This is a genomic window from Devosia sp., assembly GCF_036563435.1.
In the GTDB taxonomy this organism is placed as follows: Bacteria; Pseudomonadota; Alphaproteobacteria; order Rhizobiales; family Devosiaceae; genus Devosia.
The window spans coordinates 339,003-358,832 of sequence record NZ_DATCMJ010000001.1 but is presented as its reverse complement, the minus strand read 5'-3'; the positions used below and the strand labels follow the sequence as shown (position 1 = coordinate 358,832).

The window sequence follows — 19,830 nt, the reverse complement described above, 5'->3', positions numbered from 1 at the left end:
GCTCAATGAGTGTCTCGATCGATAAAATGTCACTCAGGAGAAACAGATGACACTGACACGCCGTAGTTTCGTGAAGATCAGCGGTGCCGCCGCTGCAGCCTTGCCCCTGCTCGGGACCAAGGCTTTCGCCCAGCTCGAAAAGATCAAGATCGGCTTCATCTATGTCGGTTCGATCAACGACAATGGCTATAATTATGCCCACAATCAGGGCCGCATCTATGTCGAGGAACAGCTCGGCGACAAGGTCGAGACCATTTTCGTTGAAAACGTGCCGGAAGGTCCCGACAGCGAACGCGTGCTGCGCGAACTCGCCCAGCAGGGCTGCCAGCTGATCTTCGCCACGAGTTTCGGCTTCGGCGACTCCGTGGTCAAGGTCGCGGCGCAGTTCCCCGACATCGCCTTCGAACACGCCACCGGGTACATGAACGGCCCCAATATCGGCCTCTACAATGCCCGCTTCTATGAAGGCCGTGCCGTTTGCGGCACCATTGCCGGCCACATGTCCAAGACCGGCAAGTCGGGCTATATCGGCTCGTTCCCGATCCCCGAAGTGGTGATGGGCATCAACGCGCTGGCGCTCAGCGGCCGCCGCATCAACCCCGACTTCACCGTGAAGCCGGTCTATATCTCGACTTGGAACGATCCGGCCAAGGAAGCCGACGCGGCCCGCGCCATGATCGACCAGGGCATCGACATCATCGCCCAGCACACCGACGGCCCGGCGGCCCTCCAGGTCGCAGCCGAGCGCGGCATCGTGGGCGGCTTCGGCCAGGGCGCCGACATGAGCGCCTTTGCCCCCGAAACCCAGCTGACCGCCATCATCGACCACTGGGGCCCGCACTACCTCGCGTCCGCCCAGGCCGTGCTCGACGGCACCTGGACTCCCGGCAATACCTGGGAAGGCCTCAAAGAAGACGTGGTGCAGATGGGTCCGTACCACGAGAAGGTGCCGGCGGACGTCGTAGCCGCGGCCGAAGAAGTGCGCAAAGGCCAGATCGACGGCTCGTTCCACATCTTCACCGGTCCGATCAAGGACAATACCGGCGTCGAACGCGTCGCTGCCGGCGTCACCATGACCGATGCTGAACTGCTCAGCATGGACTGGTATGTGGAAGGCGTCGAACAGCCCGCCTAAGCTCATGCCGAACTGATGCGAGGGGCGGGCCCACGCCCGCCCTTTTGCATGTCTATGGGAGGACAGATATGCCCGATTACGCCATCGCCTATGAGTGGCTGATGTTTGCCGTGCGCTGGCTCCATGTGATCACCGCCATCGCATGGATCGGCTCGTCCTTCTATTTCATCGCCCTCGATCTCGGCCTTAGGAAGACGCCGAGCCTGCCGCCGCTGGCGCATGGCGAGGAATGGCAGGTTCATGGCGGCGGGTTCTACCACATCCAGAAATACCTGGTGGCGCCCGAGTTCCTTCCCGAACACCTGACCTGGTTCAAGTGGGAAAGCTACTGGACCTGGCTCTCGGGCTTCATGCTCATGGTGCTGATCTATTATGTCGGCGCCGACATCTATCTCATCGACCGCACCGTGCTGGACGTGCCCAACTGGGCCGCGATCCTGATTTCCATGGCTTCGATCATAGTCGGCTTCGTGGTCTACAACCGCCTCTGCAAGTCGCCGCTGGGCAATTCGCAGAACGGGCTGATGCTGGTGCTCTTTGTCATCCTCACGGCCATGGCCTGGGGCTATACCCAGCTTTTCACCGGCCGGGCCGCCATGCTTCATATGGGGGCATTCACTGCCTCGATCATGGCCGCCAATGTGGCGATGATCATCATTCCCAACCAGAAGATCGTCGTCGCCGACCTCAAGGCCGGCCGGGTGCCCGATGCCAAATATGGCAAGATCGCCAAGCAGCGCTCGCTCCACAACAACTACCTGACGCTGCCCGTCATCTTCTTCATGCTGTCGAGCCACTATCCGCTGGCCTTCGCGACGCAGTGGAACTGGATCATCGCCTCGCTGATCTTCCTCGTCGGCGTGGTGATCCGGCACTATTTCAACACCCGCCATGCAAGGAAGGGCAATCCGCACTGGACCTGGGCGGCCGCCGTTATCCTCTTTATCGTCATCGCCTGGCTGTCATCGGGCCCCAAGCTCCCCGGCTCTGCCGGAGAGGAGGTGGCGTCGCGTGCGGCCGAACCCTTTCTCCGGGCCGAGCATTTTGCTGCGGCCAGCCTGACGGTGCAGACGCGCTGCGCCATGTGCCACACCGCCGAGCCGGTCTGGCCCGGCGTGTTCGAGCCGCCCAAGAATGTCATCCTCGACAATGACATTGCCGTCGCCAACCACGCCAAGGACATTGCCATGCAGGCCGGCTATTCCCACGCCATGCCACCCGGCAACCTGACCGAAATGACAGCCGAAGAGCGCCAAGTGCTGGTCGAGTGGTTCCGCGAGGGCTCGGGCCAATGAGCCGAACCATCCTCCGCGGCCGCGTACTGAGCTTCCTGGGCGAACCGCAAGCCATCGATGACCACGGCAGCTATCGCTATATCGAGGATGGCGCCGTCACCATCGAAGGCGGCATCATCACCGCAGTGGGCGACTTCGTGCCGGACGCCACGGCTGAGGTCATCGACCATCGGCCCCACCTGATCCTGCCCGGCTTCATCGACATGCACCTCCATTATGTGCAGTCGCAGATGATCGCCTCCTATGCCGGATCGCTGCTCGAATGGCTCAACACCTATACATTCTTCGAGGAGCAGAAGTTCAGCCAGCAGGGACATGCCGGGGCGGTGGCGTCAGCCTTCTATGACGAGCTGATCCGCAATGGCACGACGACGGCCGTCGCCTATTGCTCCAGCCATCCGCACTCGGTCGACGCCTTCTTCGCCGAGGCGCAGAAGCGCAACATGCTGATGATCGGGGGCAAGGTCATGATGGACCGAAATGCTCCCGAAGCCCTCTGCGATACGGCACAGTCGGGCTATGACGACACAAAGGCGCTGATTGCCCGCTGGCATGGTAAGGGGCGGGGGCTCTATGCCATCTCCCCGCGCTTTGCCATCACCTCGACACCCGGCCAGATGGAGGCAGCGCAGGCGCTGGTTGCCGAACATCCCGAGGCCTACGTCCAGACCCATCTCAGCGAGAACGCAGCCGAGATTTCCCGGTCGATGAAGCTTTATCCCGGCTCGCCGGACTATACCGGCATCTACGAGGATTACGGCCTGCTTGGCCCCAAGACGCTTCTTGGCCACTGCATCCATCTCAACCATCGCGAAACCGCGGTGCTGACCGAAACGGGGTCGGTGGCAGTCTTCTGCCCCACCTCCAACCTCTTTCTGGGCTCGGGTCTCTTTGATCGCGAGCGGCTCGCCAAGCATGGCGTGCGCATCGGCATCGCCACCGACATCGGCGGCGGCACCAGCTATTCCATGCTGCGCACGCTGGATGAGGGCTACAAGATCCTGCAGCTGCGCGGGCAGCGGCTCAATCCCTTTGCCTCCTTCTACATGGCAACGCTGGGCAATGCCCGGTCGCTGTCACTGGAAGGTACGATCGGCGCTGTAGCGCCCGGCAATGCGGCCGACCTGGTTGTGTTGAACGCGGCAGCGACGCCCGCCATGGCCTTGCGCATGGCCACAGTCACCTCGCTGGCCGAAGAACTCTTCCTGCTGCAGACCCTGGGCGACGATCGTTCCGTGGCCGAAGTCTATGTCTCTGGCGCAAGGGCGAAGTCCGTTTTACGCGGGTTGTGACACTTGTATGGATGACTTAATGCTGGGCACTCCGCCATAAAAGGAAGCAGAGATGAGCGATTATCTGACGAAATCGAGCCTTTCAGTGCACAAGCTGCTGGTTGATTTCGTCGAGAAGGAAGCGCTCGCCGGCCTCGCCGTCACTGCCGATCAGTTCTGGAACGGCTTTGCCGCTCTGGTTGCGGAACACGCCCCGACCAATGCCCGCCTGCTGCAGAAGCGCGACGAGCTGCAAAGCCAAATCGATGACTGGCACCGTCGATACGGGACGGTGAGCCAGAACCCGCAGGGCTATGAATTCTTCCTGCGCGACATCGGCTACCTGGTGCCCGAACCGGAAGACTTCGCCATCGAGACCGAGGGTCTTGATCCCGAGATCAGTTCTCTTTGTGGTCCGCAGCTGGTGGTGCCGGTCTCCAACGCCCGCTATGCACTCAACGCCGCCAATGCGCGCTGGGGCAGCCTTTACGATGCGCTTTATGGTTCGGATGTGGTGAGCCGTGACGGCGAGCTGGCGCCGGGTGCCGCCTATAACGCCGCCCGCGGTCAGGCGGTGGTGGAAAAGGTCGCGCAATTTCTGAACCAGAGCTTTCCCCTGGCCAGCGGCAGCCATCGTGATGCCTCCGGCTACCATGTGCTTAAGGACGGCGAAACCCGCTACCTTGCCGTGGACACGCCGGCAGGGCGCACCGGTCTGCGCGATCCGTCGGCCTTTGTCGGCTATGGCGGCACGGAAACAGCCGGGGAATTGGTACTCCGGCACAACGGCCTCCATGTGGTTCTGGTCATCAATCCCGACAGCTCCATCGGCAAGTCTCACAAGGCCGGACTGAGCGATGTTGTTGTCGAAGCCGCGCTGACCACGATCCAGGATTGCGAGGACTCTGTCGCCGCCGTCGATGCCGCCGACAAGGTAGCGGTCTATCGCAACTGGCTGGGGCTGATGAACGGCTCGCTCGAGGACACGTTCACCAAAGGCGAGCGGACCGTTACCCGCAGGCTCAACGCGGATCGCCACTACAAGGACGTGAACGGCCAGCCGCTGGTGCTCAAGGGGCGCTCGCTGCTCCTCGTGCGCAATGTCGGGCACCTCATGACCACGGATGCGGTGCTGTGGGACGGCAAGCCTATCGGTGAAGGCTTGATGGATGCGGCTCTCACCGTGCTCTGCGCCATGCACGATCGCGGCAACAGCAGCACGGGCGCCATCTATGTGGTCAAGCCAAAGATGCATGGCCCCGAGGAAGTGGCTTTCGCCTGCGCCATTTTCACCTCGGTGGAGACCATGCTGGGCCTCGCTCCAAACACGGTCAAGATCGGCATCATGGACGAGGAGCGGCGGACCTCGGCCAACCTCAAGGCCGCCATCCATGCCGCACGCAGCCGTGTCTTCTTCATCAATACCGGCTTCCTCGACCGCACCGGCGACGAAATCCACACTTCCATGGAAGCCGGCGCCGTCTTGCGCAAGGATGAGATCAAGGCCGAGCGCTGGCTGGCCGCCTATGAAGATCGCAACGTCCTGATCGGGCTGCGCTGCGGCTTCTCGGGCCGGGCGCAGATCGGCAAGGGCATGTGGGCACGTCCCGACGACATGGCGGCCATGATGGAAGCCAAGAGCGGCCACCCCAATGCAGGTGCCAATACCGCCTGGGTGCCGTCGCCGACGGCGGCGACGCTTCATGCACTCCATTACCACGAGATCGACGTCTTCGCCGCCCAGCAGCGCCGCCACAATGAGCCGGTGCCGCCTTTGGCCGACCTGTTCTCGATGCCGGTGCAGGCGCCCTATGCTCTCAACCGCGAAGAGATCACGCGCGAACTCGAGAACAATGCCCAGGGCATCCTCGGCTATGTGGTGCGCTGGGTGCAGCAGGGCGTAGGCTGCTCCAAGGTGCCCGACATCAACAATGTCGGCCTGATGGAAGATCGCGCCACCTGCCGGATCTCCTCGCAGGCCGTGGCCAATTGGCTGCGCCACGGGCTGGTCAGCCGTGATGAGGTCACTGCCGTCTTTGAACGCATGGCCTCGGTGGTCGACGCGCAGAATGCCGGCGATCCGCTCTACCGGCCGATGGCGGAAAACTTCCAGTCCGTCGCCTTCCGGGCCGCCCTTGACCTGGCGCTGCACGGCGCCGACCAGCCCAGCGGCTACACCGAGCCCCTGCTGCACGCGGCCCGCCGCAAGGTCAAGGCGCGCGACGGTAAGTAGCTTTCAATCGACGAAGTCGAACAAGTCCACGTCGAACAATCCCCGGTCGGTCATCTTGAGGTGCGGGATGACCGGCAGAGCCAGGAAAGCGACCTGCAGGAACGGCTCCGGCAAGACGCAGCCCAAAGCATAGGCCGCCTCGCGCAGGGCATGGAGATCATGCGTGATCTCCTCGAAGGGCTTGGGGCTCATCAGGCCAGCAATCGGCAATGCCAGTTCGGCCGTTATGGCGCCACCATCGGCCACCACGAACCCGCCCTTGAGCGCGATCAGCCGGTTGACGGCCGCGGCCATGTCTTCATCGGTCGCGCCGATCACCGTGATGTTGTGCGAGTCATGGCCGACCGAGGAAGCAATGGCGCCGCGCTTGAGCCCGAAGCCCTTGACGAAGCCGCGGCCGATATTGCCGTTCTTGCCGTGCCGTTCGACCACTGCGACCTTGAGCACATCGGCATCGAGATCGGGAAGGGTACCGCGGCTGCTGCTGGGTAGGGTGGCGCTTTCCCGGAAGGTGAGGATCAGCCCCGGTCTGACGCCGATCACCGGCGTCTGGTTGCGGTCCGATCGCACCGGGACCATGAAGTCTTCGGCCGTCACCGGCTTAGCCTTCATCGACTGAAGGCCAACGGGCGCTACGTCCTGACGGGTGGCAAATAGCTCTGGCCCCACCAATCGCCCGGCGCTGATGACATTGCTGACGCGGCAGTCTTCAAGGCTGTCGAGCAAGACAATGTCGGCGCGCCAGCCCGGCCCCAGCAGGCCACGGTCGTTGAGGCCAAAGATGCGGGCGGCCGAGTGGCTGGCCGCACGGTAGACGTGGTGCAGCGGGCGCCCCTTGGCGATCAGCCGCCGGATGGAGCTATCGAGATGCCCCTCCTCGGCGATGTCGAGCGGGTTGCGATCATCGGTGCAGAGGGCCACGAAACTCGACGTATTCTCGTCGAGGATTTCGGCCAGCGCTTCGAGGTCCTTGGACACCGAGCCTTCGCGGATCAGGATGGCCATACCCTTGCTGAGCTTTTCCCGCGCCTCGGCGGCGCTGGTGGCTTCGTGGTCGGTGCGGATGGCCGCGGCCAGGTAACCGTTCAGCGCCGTGCCCAGCAGCAGCGGCGCATGCCCGTCGATATGGCCGCCTTGAAAGGCGACAAGCTTGGCAATGATGCCCGGATCGGCGTTGAGCACGCCGGGGAAATTCATCATCTCGGCAAGACCAACCACCTTGGGGTGCTGGCGGAACGGCTCAAGGTCTTCGATTTCGAGCGCAGCTCCAGCCGTTTCGAACGCAGTGGCGGGCACGCAGGAGGAGAGATTGACCCGCACGTCCATCACCGTCTGCTCGGCGCAGTCGAGGAAATAGCGGATACCCTCTGCACCGAGCACGTTGGCGATCTCGTGTGGATCGCACAGCACCGTGGTCACGCCATGGGGCAGCACGCAGCGGTCGAACTCGAGCGGCGTGACCAGCGAGGACTCGATATGAAGATGGGTGTCGATAAAGCCCGGTACGGCATAGCGGCCGCGCCCATCCACAACCGTCTTGCCCTCATAACTGGCATGGGTGCCGACGATGCGATCGCCCACGATGGCGAGGTCGGTTTCGGTGATGGCGCCCGTGATCACATCCAGCAGCCGCACATTCTTGATCACGAGGTCAGCTTGCTCCTTCCCCTGTCCGGCCATGATCATGCGGGTGAGGGTAGCGGCCGTGGTCATCGAGCATTCCTGAAATTGTTCAAGAGGAAACCGTCGACTCTGCAGCGCGACGCGTCAAGGGGTCGCGGAACCTCGGGGCAGGGCACACGTTTGACCCGCAACACAGGAGAGCGTCATGGAAACCTACGATCCCTACAAGAACAAGACCGAAGTGCGCCAGGCCAGCCCGCGCAAGATGAACCTGCGCGTGCTCGTGACCTCACTGATCGGCATCATCGTGCTCTTCGCCATTGTGTACCTGGTCTTTACGCTGACCCAATCAAATCCGAACTGAGTATTCATGCGCCTAATACGGGTAAGCCGGGACCAGCTGACGCTGTGTCGTCAGAAACGCGGCAAAGGATTCTGCTACCGGGCGGCCGACGGCACCCTAGTCGACGATCCATCCACCAAGGCTCGCATCCAGGCCCTCGGCATCCCTCCTGCCTGGCGCGAGGTCCGCATCGCGCAAAGCGAGAAGGCCCATATCCAGGTACTCGGCATCGACGATGCCGGCCGCGAACAATATATCTACCATCCCGAATGGGAACTGCGCCGCGAAGGCAAGAAGCAGAAGCGCCTCGCCGCCCTGACTGCCGTGCTGCCGCGCCTGCGCCGCAAGATCGCCGAAGGGCTGCAGGCCGAAACCGGTAGCCGCGAACTGGCCCTGGCGATAGCCGCCGCACTGATCGACAGGACCGCCATGCGGGTCGGTCGCGAAAAGTATCTCGAAGCCAATGGCACCCGCGGCGCCGGCACGCTCTACGCGCGCGACGTCAAGATCGTGGACGACAAGATCTGCATGGCCTTCGACGCCAAGTCGGGCAAGCGCGCCGAATATTGTATAGTCGACCGCCCGCTGGCGGAGGCGATCAGCCGCATCAAGACGCTGCCCGGCAAGCGGCTTCTGGTCTACCGCAACGACTTGGGCAAGGTCCGGCCGATCAAAACCGGCTCCATCAACGACTATCTGCGCCAACTCGCCGGCGTCGATATTTCGGCCAAGGATTTCCGCACCCTTCATGCCAGCTCGCTTGCCGGCGAAGCGCTGGCGCAGCTCGAAGTGGGGCAAACGGACACCGCCCGGCGCCGGCAAATGGCGCGGGTTGCCAAGGACGTATCGGAAGTGCTGCGCAACACGCCCGCAATTTGCCGCAAGTCCTATATCGCCCCATGCCTGTTCAAGCTGTTTGAAAGCGGCAAGCTCAAGCCCATGTGGGAAGCAGCCGGCAACGGCCGCGCCGGACTGCTGCAGCGCGAGAAGCGCCTGGGCGCCGTGCTCGCCGCCATCAGTTAATCTGCAGCAGCGGCGCTACGCTCCCTTGTGGAACGTCCGTCCTCGTCCTACCGTTTCGCCACCAACCAAGGGGGTCTCCGATGACAATGGTCCGCGCGCTTGTTCTTGAACGCCAGCACGAGCTCGCCCTGCGCGAGATCGATCTGCCGCTAGAGGTTGGTCCGGGCATGGTCAAAATCGCCATTCACACCGTGGGCGTCTGCGGCTCCGACGTGCACTACTACACCCACGGCAAGATCGGCCCCTTCGTGGTCAACGAGCCCATGGTGCTCGGGCATGAGGCAGCCGGCACCGTCGTCGAAGTCGGTGCAGGCGTAACCCATTTTAAGGTCGGCGACCGCGTTTGTATGGAGCCGGGCATTCCCGATCCCAATTCCCGCGCCAGCCGCCTCGGCATGTACAATGTCGATCCGGCCGTGACCTTCTGGGCCACGCCGCCGGTCCATGGCGTCTTGACCTCGGAAGTCGTGCATCCGGCCAACTACACGTTCAAGCTGCCCGACAATGTGAGCTTTGCCGAGGGCGCTATGGTCGAGCCCTTCGCCGTCGGCATGCAGGCCGCCACCAAAGCCAAGATCATGCCGGGCGACACCGGCGTCGTGCTTGGCGCCGGCCCCATTGGCACCATGGTGGCACTGGCCGCTCTGGCCGGCGGCTGCGCCCGGGTGATCGTCGCCGATCTCGCACAACCCAAGCTCGACATCGCGGCGCAGTATCCCGGCATCATCACGGTCAACATCCGCGAGCAGAACCTTGCCGAGGAAGTGTCGCGCATCACCGATGGCTGGGGTGCGGACGTGGTGTTCGAATGCTCGGGTTCACCGCAAGCCTGGAAGACGATCATGGACCTGCCGCGGCCGAGCGGCACAATCGTCGCCGTCGGCCTTCCGGTGGAGCCGGTCGCCATCGACATCGCCGCCGCCTCGACCAAGGAAGTGCGCATCGAGAACGTCTTCCGCTATGCCCACCAATACGATCGCGCCATTGCGCTCCTTGGCTCGGGCAAGGTCGACCTCAAGCCACTGATTTCGGAAACCTTTTCCTTTGAGAAGGCCAAGGAAGCCTTCGACCGTGCGGTCGAGGCACGCCCCACCGACGTCAAGCTGCAGATCAAGCTGGTGGACTGATCGCCCGGCTGCGGCGCATTGCTGCAGCCGGAACCATCCCATGATCTCCAAGATTGTCACTCCAGTGTCATAGAGCTGGAGCGGCGTCATGGATGTGGGGAACGAAATCGGCTTCGTTCAGACCTATTTGCCTCAACATATCATCGCCATACGGCTGCTGATTGCGGCCGTCTTGGGCGCCATGATCGGCTTCGAGCGCGAGGTCAACACGGCCCAGGCGGGCCTGCGTACCCATATCCTGGTCGCCATCGCGGCAGCCCTTTTCACCATCTTGGCCTTCGAGATTTTCCACACGATCGAGATCGCGGGCGGCAATGGACCGCAGGCTGATCCGATCCGTGCCGTGGAAGCCGTTACGGCCGGCATCGCCTTTCTCGGAGCGGGAGCCATCTTCCGCGCTGGCGGCGGTGTGCAGGGGCTGACGACGGGAGCGGGAATGTGGCTGGCTGGTGCGACGGGCGTGGCCACCGCCCTAGGCTACTATCTGGTGGCGCTCGGCGTTGCCCTGCTGGCCGTTCTGGTGCTTGCCGCCCTGCGGGCTCTAGCTCACAATGTCATCGATCCGAGAAAGAAGGATCTGGGCTGATCCAGAAATATGGGGAGAAGGAAGTCCAGGCACGCCGAGGGACATGCGCGCCAGACTGCTTCTCCCCAGAGCGGCTGCAACCGGGAGGTGTTGTTGCCGCAAACCATTGGCTGATGAGCCGATCGTCTCTGCAGAGTGGCCGGAGGAGCGCTTGGGAATGCCGGGGCAACCGAAGTCGACCTTGCAGCGCTCCTCCTGACCTGGACATGCAACCTGTGGACGCAGGAGCCGCATGCCAACTGCGACGGGCCAAAGCCCGAAACTGGAATCCCCGCATATCTGTGCGTGTAGCATCAGGGCGCACCGGCGCCCTGCAGCAGCATCGAGACCGTGAGGAATCGGTTCACGAGTGGCGCGGAACCGACGAGCTGGTCTATGCGTGCGTTTGTTCCATCTCGACAGGCAATATGAGGTAAAGAGGCGGTTATGCGGCTTGCGTTTTACATGTAACTCGTCACAATCAAATCGTTGTGGGAGTACAAATTTTGGCCCATGCCGCGCCAGACAGGGATGCAGTCTTGTCGGCTCTCAGGCGGTTGCTTGAGTGGTCCGAAATCGCACGATCCCCACAGCTCGGCCGGTTCCTCGGCTATATTGTGCAGCGCCGGCTCGACGGTCAGGAGCAGGCCATCAAGGCCTATTCCATTGCCGTCGATGTTTTCGGGCGTCCGCCCAATTTCGATCCACAGGTGGACCCCATCGTGCGCGTACAGGCGAGGCGTCTGCGGGGACTGCTCGAAGAATACTATACGGGTCCGGGCATCGACGACCCGGTCAGGATCAGCCTGCCAGTGGGCCGCTATGTGCCCGATTTCGCCCTCACCGACATCGCTCCGGAAATCGAAGCTGCTGGGGACGAGCCGCAGCCCGGCAGCGAGACGTCGCGCACAAGATGGCGAATCGGGGTCTGGTTGCTTCTCGGCGCGCTGGCCATAGTCCTGGTCGTCGCGCTCTATCTTTTCCTTGCCAATAATCGCGACGGCAATCCTCCATCCGGTATTTCGGCCCTGATCGATGAACCCTCCATCACGCTGGTGGAGTTTCAGAACCTTGCCGGTGATGCCGTCGCAGGGCCGCATGCGGCGGGGCTGACGGTCGAACTCGTCACCGACCTTGAGCAGTTCGAAACCATTCAGGTCGGCTATCGCACGTCTGGGGACGAGGCCGCCGGGCCGGCAGTGCCGGCACCAAATCATTTCGTCTTCACCGGCATTGTTCGTCTCGATGCCGACCTGGTCCAATATAGCGGCATCCTGACGGAAACGCGTTCCAACCAGGTGGTCTGGAACCAGACCCTGTCTATCCCCGCCGCCCAAGCGACGGCGCCCGATATTCTCGATCGCGTTTCCCGCTCCTTCAGCCTTGTGCTGGGCAGTCCGCGCGGCCCTCTGCATGCACCGGCTCGTGAATTGCTCGCCGGGCTCTCAGGAGACGATTGGGAGGCAAATCTCTATATGTGCCGGATCCTCTTTGATCGCTTCCGCGAAACCGGCGGCATGGTGGAGGGCAGCAAAGCCAGCGCCTGCTTTGGACGCCTGCCCGAAGCTAGCAAACAGGATCCCATCGCGCTCGCCGCTCGCGCCAGCCTCCTCGTCGAGATCGGGGACCCGGCTGTGGCGGTGCCCTTGGCGCAGGCCGACAGGCTCGCCAGTGCAGCCGCCAGTTTGACACGCGCCCTTGAACTCAGCCCCACCAGCAGCTTTGTTTGGGAGCAACAGGCGCGTCTGCATGAGGCGCAGGCATTCATAGTCCAGGCCCGCGCCGATTATGCCTCCGCCGTTCAGCTCAACCCCGCCAATGCCGATGCCGTTGCGGCCTTCGCACGCCTCCAGGCGCTGGGAGGCGGTCTGGCGGAAGCCAAAGCCATGGCGCAAGAGGTAGCGGAAAAATCACCCGAGCCGCCGGCTTGGTATTTCGGCGTGCCGACGCTGGCAGCCCTTCGGGACCGCAATTTCGACCAGGCGCTGGAATGGGCGCAACTCTATGCGCGGGCAGACCGGGAGTTGGGACCGATCCTCGCCATCATGGCAGCGCAGGGCGCCGGCGACAGCGCTGTGGTCAATCGGTACCTGCCCGAAATCCTCGACCTGCCGGCCTTCCATGCCAAGGGCGTGCTGCCCAGGGTTCGGGAGCGCGTCACCGACGACAGCCTCGTCGAAGCCATGCGCCAGTCACTGACCGAAGCTGGCGTCCCTTGGGCGGCTTTGACGCGACCCTTCTAGTGCGCTGAAGACTGCGAGAACAGGTTGATGACCAGCACGCCGGCCAGGATCAGCCCCATGCCAATCAGCGCCGGCAGGTCCAGCGTCTGTCCATAGGCAAAGAAGGCGATTACCGACACGATGACGATGCCCACGCCCGACCAGATGGCGTAGCCGATGCCTACCGGAATGGTCTGCAGCGCCAGCGAGAAGAAATAGAAGGTGACGCAATAGCCCACCAGCACCACGATTGACGGCACGATCTGGGTGAACCCGGCCGAGGCACGCAGAAATGAGGTGGCAATCACCTCGCCGACAATGGCAATGGCTAGGTAGACTGCGCCGTTCACGCCTGCACCGGCCGGAAGAGTTCCTCAGCCAGCGCCACGAAGCGGCGGCCCCGTTCCTCGAAATTCTTGAACTGATTATAGGAGGGCGCCCCGGGCGACAGGATCAAGACGTCGAAGCGCTCCCGGTGCTGCAACAGCGCGCGCATTGCCGCGTCGAGATCCGGCTCCGACAGAACAGCGATATCGGGAGCAGCCAGGCGTGCGGCCTCAGCGAGTCGCTGGCCCGTCACCGGCAGGCATGCCAGGGTGGTCACGCCGAAGGCGCTCAGCCGCTGCGCCAGCTCGGAATAGTCCTGCTCGCGCTCATGTCCACCGCCGATCAGCGCCAGGCGGTGGCCCTGGTAGGCGGCCAGGGCCGCCTTGGTAGCCTCGGGCGTCGTAGATATGGAGTCGTTCACAAACAGCACTCCGCCAAAGCGATGCTCCTCGAGACGGTGGGGCAGGGGCATGAATGCGGCAATGCCAGCAGCAATGCCCTCCAGCGTGCCGCCCGCCGCCAGGGCTATGCGGGCCGCTAGCTGGGCATTGTCGAGATTGTGCGCGCCCTTGAGGCGCGACTGGGCGACCGATTTCTCCACCAGCGCCAGTTCGTCGGCAGCCAAGTCGCGGATCAATCGGCGGTGGTCCCGCACGGCCATAGCCACCATGGTGTTGCCTGCCGCTTGCCGGCCCAGAGCTACTGGGAACTCGCCCTCGCGGTCGATCAGGTGCAACTTGTCCTTGTAGTAGCGCTCGACCGAGCCATGCCAATCCACGTGCTCGGGATAAAGATTGGTCACGGCAGCGATGTCGGGCAGGAAATTCATGTCTGCCGTCTGGTAGCTCGAGAGCTCGAAGATCACCACTGGATGGCGGTCGGCGATCTCGAGCGGCGCAAGCCCGACATTGCCCGCCAGCCCTGCATCGATGCCTGACCGGGTCAACATCAGGTGCACCAAGGTAGCCGTCGTCGATTTGCCCTTGGTCCCTGTAATGGCGATCACGGTGCGCCCGTCGCGATAGGTGGAGGCCCAGAGGTTGAGGTTCGACGTCGTTGCGATACCCGCATTGCGGGCGATGTCGAAGATCGGCTTGTAGCGCGACACACCCGGGCTCTTGACGATCAGCCCGAAGCGCCGCGCCGCAATTGCTGCCGGGAGGTCATCGGCCGCGATCACCTCAGCATCCGGGATGTCAGCTGCGCCAGAGTCGACGGTGACAAAGACCTTGAGATCGGGCTGGCGCGACAGGAGAAAGGTGCGGGTCGATAGGGCTTCGCGGCCCGCGCCATAGAGCAGGATCGGCTCTTCAAACCGCATAGGCAGCAACCTTGGCGGCTAGTGCGGGCGGGATATGGTGGTCATGGCTGTCAGTCAGGCATTCGGCCATCGCCATTTGCAGTTTCGGCTCGCCATACTGGGCAAACAGGTCAGCCTTCACCGCCTGAACAACCGCCGCCTCATGCCAATCGGCGTGCCGCGTCAGCGTGTAGAGGCAAGCGGCGGCCTCCAAGATTTCGCCGACGCATTCCCAAGGCTTCTGCCCAGCCAGGCCGGCCAGTTCGCGGAACGAGGCTTCGTTGGCGGGATTGTCGAGCAGGTTCTTGCCGAAAATCGACAGGAGCCGGTCCTTGGGCATGAAGGGCGCAAAGATCAGGAACACGAAGTGGCATTTGGGGCATTCGCCGCACCACAGCGGACCGTCATTGCCGATCAGGCGGAAATTGCGGTTGCAGCTCGAAAAAACGTGGTCGAACTTGCTTTCGTGGGTGAACAGCGAGGCGATCCGCGCCTCTGAATAGGGCCGAAGCAGCGAAAAATACTTCAGGCTGCCACCCGTCGCGTCGCTGAGGATGGAGGCAATCAGCAGCTCGAAGCCGAGCGACTTGGAATATTGGTGATTTGTCTCGCGCCCGTCGAACTCCACATTGCCTTCGCTGGCCGAGCGCTCGTTGCTGAGCACGATCTGGTTGTAGCCAAAAAGCAGCGCGCAAAGCGCCGCGATCATCGAATTGATGGCCGTCGAGGGCACGTGGCCGTTGAAGAAGCCAGGTTCCTTGCCCAGCCGGATCATCTCGGGGTCGAGTGTGCGCGCGACATAGACGGGAGCGGTGCCGATCTTGTCTACCGAAGTCAGGATCGGACCCTTGGGATTAACCGCGAAAGGGCTGAACTCGACGCCGGCATGGGTCAGCAGGTCGACGCTGACCAGCGAATCCTTGCCGCCGCCAATGGGGAGCAGCGTCCGCTCGGGCAGCGCAACGGCAGCTTGCCTGGCGGTGTCATGCGGCGTATGCAGCGCCAGCTTGCCGAAGCGATGCAGTTCGTTGCGAGCATAGAACTCACCCAGCCCATTTTCATAGACGTCGATGGCAAAGGCACGCTCGGCCCCGGTCAGCGCGATATTGGGCGCAACGATCTCGAAGGGCGCACGAAGCTTGAAATAGCTGACGCCGAGCACGATGGCGGTGAGGTCAAGGAGCTTCGCAAAGGCCTTGCTCTCTGCTGCTGCCGCATCCGCCCGCACGGGCAGCACCAGCGTCTCGTTGAAGTGCAGTTCGCCCAATCCATAGCCGAATGAAGCCCGGCCGGTGGCGGGGTCGAAGGACGGGCGCTCGATAAGAAACTGTTCGGTCAAAACGGATACTCGCTTGTCACCCCCATATAGGTGATTTGCCCCCGAGGCGGGAGGGGACAGTTTTGTGTCGAAGTTGCCAAACCTCGTTCGTCGCAGCAGCATGAGGCCGGAACTGGCCACAGCCACAAGGAGCGAGAAATGCGTGTATTGGTTTTCGTCAAGGCAACCACCGACAGCGAAGAAGGCCGCCTGCCGCCCACCGAACTGCTCGAGGCCATGGGCCGCTATAACGAGGAACTCCTCGACGCCGGCATCATGATCGGTGGCGAGGGGCTCAAGCCCTCATCGCAAGGCAAGCGCGTCGTCTTCGACGGCGCCAGCCGCATGGTCATCGACGGACCGTTCTCGGAAACCAAGGAACTGGTTGCCGGCTACTGGATCTGGCAGGTGCGTGACATGGACGAAGCCGTCGAATGGGTGAAGCGCTGCCCCAACCCGATGTTCGGACCCAGCGAGATCGAGATCCGCCCCGTCTACGAGATGAGCGACTTCGCCGAAATCATGTCGCCCGAAGCCGAGGAAATTCACGGCCGCGTGGCGGAAAAGGAAAAAGCTCTAGCGAAGTAGCTAGCAGATCCGCATCTGCAGGCGCATGACAATGTCATGGCCCAGGCGCTGGAAACCGAACTCCCGCATGGTGCAGGTCCAGCCATCGCCCTGGCGTTCGATCCGGAACAAGTTGTAGCGGGCGGGGTCGTCCAGGGTGCCGCCCTGCGCGGCGCTGGCGGCCGCCACGCCCACCACCGGCACTTCCTTGCCCTTACCGGGGATGGAATGGATGGACGAGCGGTGCGTATGCCCGTGGAGGATCATCTCGGCCCCATGCTCGGCGATCACCTGCCGGAACAGCCGGTGACCCTTGAGCCCAAAGGAGGGGTGCTGCAGTTCGGGATTGGGCGGGTGGTGGATCATCACTGTGCGGAAATAGCCCGCCTCGCCCATCACGTGGAGAATGCGGCCCAGGCGCTCGGCCTGCTTCTCGTCGAACCGCCCCACCGCGAGGAAGGGCCTTGTGGGCACCGCACTCGAGCAGGAAATGATCGCCAGTTCACCCACCCGGCGCACAAAGGGAAACACCGCATCGTCCAGCGTTTCCCCGCGCATGTAGTCGCCCCAGATCTCCTGGGCGGATTCCAGCGTTCCCGATACATAGGCATCGTGGTTGCCCGGGCAAACCGCCACCTTGTCGGCCGGCCCCAGCGCCGATAGCCACTGGCCGGCTCGCTCGATCTCGAAGCGCAGCGCCAGGTTCACCAGGTCGCCGGTGACCGCGGTGAAGTCGGCATTCTGCGCCTGCATGTGCGAGACGAGATTGGCCAGCGTTTCGCTGTTGAGCTCGCCGTGCCGCTTGATCTTCCAGTTGAGATAACCGGTGAGGCGTTTGCCGAAAAGATCGCGCAGGGCCACTTCGGGCATGGGCGACAGGTGGATGTCGGAGATATGAGCCAGGGTAATCATCGGGGCCGTAATGCCAGAAGGGGGCGGGCAAGAAAACGGTCAATCGGCCTTCGAGCCGATTTTGTCGCCGGGAACTCTCTGCTACCGGTGAGATCGCAAGGAGAGATTTCATGCAGATGACACGCAGCCAGCAGCTGGTCGCCAAGGTGTTCCTCACGGTCAAGGGCCTCTGGCACAGGCTTACCATGGGCGCGCGGGTGATGGTGGTGGACGGGGACAAGGTGCTGCTGATCCGGCACCGCCATGTGCCCGGCTGGCAGTTTCCGGGCGGTGGCGTCAGTCCTGGTGAAACTCTGCAACATGCTGGGGCTCGGGAAACGCTGGAGGAAACCGGCTACCGCGTCATCGGTTCCCTCCAGCTTTTCGGCATCTACCACAATACCAGCCCGGTGACCGACCGGGACCACGTCGCCTTCTTCATCTGCACCCAGTTCGAAAAGGCCTTCGATCACAAGCCCGACCGCGAGATCGCCGAGGTCGGCTGGTTCGACCGGCATGCCCTTCCCGACAAGGTGACGCCCGCCACCTCGCAGCGGATCGACGAATATTTCGACGGCGCTCCCAAGCGTGACATCTGGGGCTACTAACGCCTAGCGCAGGAACTCCAGCTCCGGTCCCTTGGGCACGATGCGCGTCGGATTGATGGTGATGTGGCTCCAGTAGTAGTGCGTCTTGATGTGATCGAGATCCACCGTCTCCTTGATGCCCTGCTGCTCGTAGAGCGCCTTGAGGTAGTGCGAGATATTGGGATAGTCCGCGATGCGCTGACGGTTGCACTTGAAGTGGCCGACATAGACCGCGTCGAACCGCACCAGCGTAGTGAATAGGCGCCAGTCGGCCTCGGTGATGGTGTCACCGGTCAGGTATGCCGTCTCCCCGAGCAGGCCTTCAACCCAGTCCAGGGCGTCGAACAGCTTGGTGAAGGCGCCTTCATAGGCGTCCTGCGTGGTGGCGAAGCCCGCCTTGTAGACGCCGTTGTTGATGTCGTCATAGATGCGCTGGTTGATCTCGTCGATACGCGGGCGCAGCGCTTCGGCGTAGTAGTCGTCGGTGTTGCCGGTCAGCTCGTTGAATGCCGAGTTGAACATGCGGATGATTTCCGAACTCTCGTTGGAAACGATCTGCTCGGTCTGCTTGTCCCAGAGCACGGGCACGGTCACGCGGCCGGTATAGTCCGGCACGGCCTGGGTATAGACCTGCCATAGATAATCCTTGCCCAGGAGGTCGTCGCCGGTCGAGCCTTCGGCCTTGTCGAAGTTCCAGCCGGTCTCGTCGGGCATCTTGGGGGAGACGACCGAGACCGAGATCAGGTCTTCCAGTTCCTTGAGCTTGCGGAAGATCAGGGTGCGGTGCGCCCAGGGGCAGGCGAGCGATACATAAAGGTGGTAGCGGCCCGCCTCGGCCTTGAACCCGCCTTCGCCGCTCGGGCCGGCGCTGCCATCGGCGGTGATCCAGTTGCGGAAGCCGGCCTTGGATCGCTCGAACTTACCACCGGTCTTCTTGGTGTCGTACCACTGGGTCGACCATTTGCCTTCGATCAGCTGTCCCACGAATGCGCCTCTTTCGTCATGTTATCGACTCCTTGTGAGGGTCAAATCCCTCCAGCCGATTTGCGTTGCTCCTGAGATAGGGCTGGGTTGCCAAATCGATAAGGTGGCACGGCCACGACGGACTGTTGTGCATTTTGAACACAGGCGGCATCCAGTTCTTGTTTTTGGCGGCCGCCGGCATGATTTTCATTTTACGCGAGGCCCCCATGGTGCTAATGCGGATTTCAGGCGTGGAGGCGCCCAGGATGGTAAAGGTTTTGCTGGTGACCCGACGACCGTAAGCGGTCTTTTCGAGACGGTGCCCTCTGGGTGCCGGGTTTGTCCTTAGCATCCTCTTCCTGGACTTCTGCCATGACTCTCTCGTCTGCGCCCTCGGCTGCACCTGCTGCTGTCTCCGCCGTTCCCCTGCGCGTTCCTTCCGTTCGTCCGGCAACCGATGCCGACGATGCCTTCATGGAAGAATTGCACGCGATTGCCTTCGGTCCCGGCCGCTTCGCCAAGACGGCCTACCGCATCCGCGAGCGTTTCAAGATCGACCCCAGTCTCAGCCTGGTTGCCGAAGTTGAAGGCACGGCCTGCGGCTCGGTGTGGATGACCCCGATCAGCATTGGCGGCAAGAACGGCTGGATGCTGGGGCCTCTGGCCACCCATCCCAATTTCCGCAAGCTCGGTGCCGGCAAGCTGCTGGCGCGCGAAGTAACCAGCCGTGCCATGGAGCGCGGCGACGGCGAGTTCGTGATGCTGGTGGGCGACCGCGATTATTATTGCCCCCTCGGCTGGGAGCCGACCATCCCCGGCAACATCGTTTTCCCGGGACCAGTCGATCCCACCCGCGTGCTGGTCTTCGCCGACGACAAAAGCCTCGCCACGAGCCTTAGCGGCCCGATTTCAGCCTGGCAGCAGGGCTAAACGTCGGGGACACCTCGAATGTCACCCTCGGGCTTGACCCGAGGGCTCTTCCCTTTAGGGGCAGCATCGGCTCCACACTCCGTGCCTGGACCGCCTGGCTCAGGCGGAGA

Annotated in this window: 18 protein-coding genes; 12 read left to right on the top strand and 6 right to left on the bottom strand. The window is 62.8% G+C overall.

Annotated elements, in window-relative coordinates:
- Positions 1 to 46 precede the first annotated feature (46 nt).
- The 4 genes from VIL88_RS01710 (at position 47) to VIL88_RS01695 (ending at position 5,934) form a co-directional block, all read left to right on the top strand.
- The gene (locus tag VIL88_RS01710) at positions 47 to 1,135 is read left to right on the top strand and encodes a BMP family ABC transporter substrate-binding protein (RefSeq protein ID WP_331985276.1); all 1,089 of its coding nucleotides are present in this window, start codon (positions 47 to 49) and stop codon (positions 1,133 to 1,135) included.
- Between the two features lie 68 nt (positions 1,136 to 1,203).
- Positions 1,204 to 2,430: a urate hydroxylase PuuD gene (locus tag VIL88_RS01705; RefSeq protein WP_331985274.1), complete on the top strand. Its 1,227-nt coding sequence runs from the start codon at positions 1,204 to 1,206 to the stop codon at positions 2,428 to 2,430.
- Positions 2,427 to 3,722, top strand: coding sequence for a guanine deaminase (gene guaD, locus VIL88_RS01700; protein WP_331985272.1), 1,296 nt, complete (start codon positions 2,427 to 2,429; stop codon positions 3,720 to 3,722). Before VIL88_RS01705 ends, guaD begins: the two co-directional genes overlap by 4 nt.
- Positions 3,723 to 3,774: 52 nt before the next feature.
- Positions 3,775 to 5,934, top strand: a complete 2,160-nt coding sequence (locus VIL88_RS01695; protein ID WP_331985270.1) for a malate synthase G — start codon at positions 3,775 to 3,777, stop codon at positions 5,932 to 5,934.
- Positions 5,935 to 5,937: 3 nt separating this feature from the next.
- On the opposite strand, the gene ade is transcribed toward VIL88_RS01695, so the two are convergent.
- Complete coding sequence (gene ade, locus VIL88_RS01690; RefSeq protein WP_331985268.1) at positions 5,938 to 7,647, bottom strand: adenine deaminase; 1,710 nt, start codon at positions 7,645 to 7,647, stop codon at positions 5,938 to 5,940.
- A 115-nt stretch (positions 7,648 to 7,762) separates the two neighbouring features.
- Here ade and VIL88_RS01685 point away from each other — a divergent pair, with 115 nt between their 5' ends.
- From VIL88_RS01685 to VIL88_RS01665, 5 genes are all read left to right on the top strand, one after another.
- On the top strand, positions 7,763 to 7,921 hold the full coding sequence (locus tag VIL88_RS01685) for a hypothetical protein (protein ID WP_331985266.1): 159 nt from the start codon (positions 7,763 to 7,765) through the stop codon (positions 7,919 to 7,921).
- A gap of 6 nt (positions 7,922 to 7,927) precedes the next feature.
- The gene (locus VIL88_RS01680) at positions 7,928 to 8,923 is read left to right on the top strand and encodes a DNA topoisomerase IB (RefSeq protein WP_331985264.1); all 996 of its coding nucleotides are present in this window, start codon (positions 7,928 to 7,930) and stop codon (positions 8,921 to 8,923) included.
- Positions 8,924 to 9,003: 80 nt separating this feature from the next.
- Positions 9,004 to 10,050 (top strand): NAD(P)-dependent alcohol dehydrogenase, encoded by a 1,047-nt coding sequence (locus VIL88_RS01675; RefSeq protein WP_331985262.1) that lies wholly within the window; start codon positions 9,004 to 9,006, stop codon positions 10,048 to 10,050.
- Between the two features lie 88 nt (positions 10,051 to 10,138).
- Positions 10,139 to 10,636, top strand: coding sequence for an MgtC/SapB family protein (locus VIL88_RS01670; RefSeq protein ID WP_331985260.1), 498 nt, complete (start codon positions 10,139 to 10,141; stop codon positions 10,634 to 10,636).
- A 518-nt stretch (positions 10,637 to 11,154) separates the two neighbouring features.
- Complete coding sequence (locus VIL88_RS01665; protein WP_331985258.1) at positions 11,155 to 12,858, top strand: hypothetical protein; 1,704 nt, start codon at positions 11,155 to 11,157, stop codon at positions 12,856 to 12,858.
- On the opposite strand, the gene VIL88_RS01660 is transcribed toward VIL88_RS01665, so the two are convergent.
- The 3 genes from VIL88_RS01660 to VIL88_RS01650 are packed head-to-tail and all read right to left on the bottom strand — an operon-like array spanning position 12,855 to position 15,803.
- Positions 12,855 to 13,187, bottom strand: coding sequence for an SMR family transporter (locus VIL88_RS01660; RefSeq protein ID WP_331985256.1), 333 nt, complete (start codon positions 13,185 to 13,187; stop codon positions 12,855 to 12,857). The genes VIL88_RS01665 and VIL88_RS01660 overlap by 4 nt on opposite strands.
- Positions 13,184 to 14,485, bottom strand: a complete 1,302-nt coding sequence (gene murD, locus VIL88_RS01655) for a UDP-N-acetylmuramoyl-L-alanine--D-glutamate ligase (protein WP_331985254.1) — start codon at positions 14,483 to 14,485, stop codon at positions 13,184 to 13,186. Before murD ends, VIL88_RS01660 begins: the two co-directional genes overlap by 4 nt.
- Complete coding sequence (locus VIL88_RS01650) at positions 14,475 to 15,803, bottom strand: hypothetical protein (RefSeq protein ID WP_331985252.1); 1,329 nt, start codon at positions 15,801 to 15,803, stop codon at positions 14,475 to 14,477. The genes murD and VIL88_RS01650 overlap by 11 nt, the downstream gene beginning before the upstream one ends.
- A gap of 138 nt (positions 15,804 to 15,941) precedes the next feature.
- Between VIL88_RS01650 and VIL88_RS01645 the strand changes: the two genes are divergently transcribed.
- Positions 15,942 to 16,370: a YciI family protein gene (locus tag VIL88_RS01645; RefSeq protein ID WP_331985250.1), complete on the top strand. Its 429-nt coding sequence runs from the start codon at positions 15,942 to 15,944 to the stop codon at positions 16,368 to 16,370.
- On the opposite strand, the gene VIL88_RS01640 is transcribed toward VIL88_RS01645, so the two are convergent.
- Positions 16,371 to 17,261 (bottom strand): metallophosphoesterase, encoded by an 891-nt coding sequence (locus VIL88_RS01640; protein ID WP_331985248.1) that lies wholly within the window; start codon positions 17,259 to 17,261, stop codon positions 16,371 to 16,373. It abuts the gene before it with no gap.
- A 110-nt stretch (positions 17,262 to 17,371) separates the two neighbouring features.
- On the opposite strand from VIL88_RS01640, the gene VIL88_RS01635 reads away from it, so the two are divergent.
- Entirely contained in the window at positions 17,372 to 17,848 is a 477-nt protein-coding gene (locus tag VIL88_RS01635) for an NUDIX domain-containing protein (protein WP_331985246.1), read from the top strand.
- A gap of 3 nt (positions 17,849 to 17,851) precedes the next feature.
- Here VIL88_RS01635 and VIL88_RS01630 read toward each other — a convergent pair whose 3' ends face one another.
- On the bottom strand, positions 17,852 to 18,811 hold the full coding sequence (locus tag VIL88_RS01630; RefSeq protein ID WP_331985244.1) for a glutathione S-transferase family protein: 960 nt from the start codon (positions 18,809 to 18,811) through the stop codon (positions 17,852 to 17,854).
- 351 nt (positions 18,812 to 19,162) lie between these two features.
- On the opposite strand from VIL88_RS01630, the gene VIL88_RS01625 reads away from it, so the two are divergent.
- Positions 19,163 to 19,720: an N-acetyltransferase gene (locus VIL88_RS01625; protein ID WP_331985242.1), complete on the top strand. Its 558-nt coding sequence runs from the start codon at positions 19,163 to 19,165 to the stop codon at positions 19,718 to 19,720.
- Positions 19,721 to 19,830: the final 110 nt, after the last annotated feature.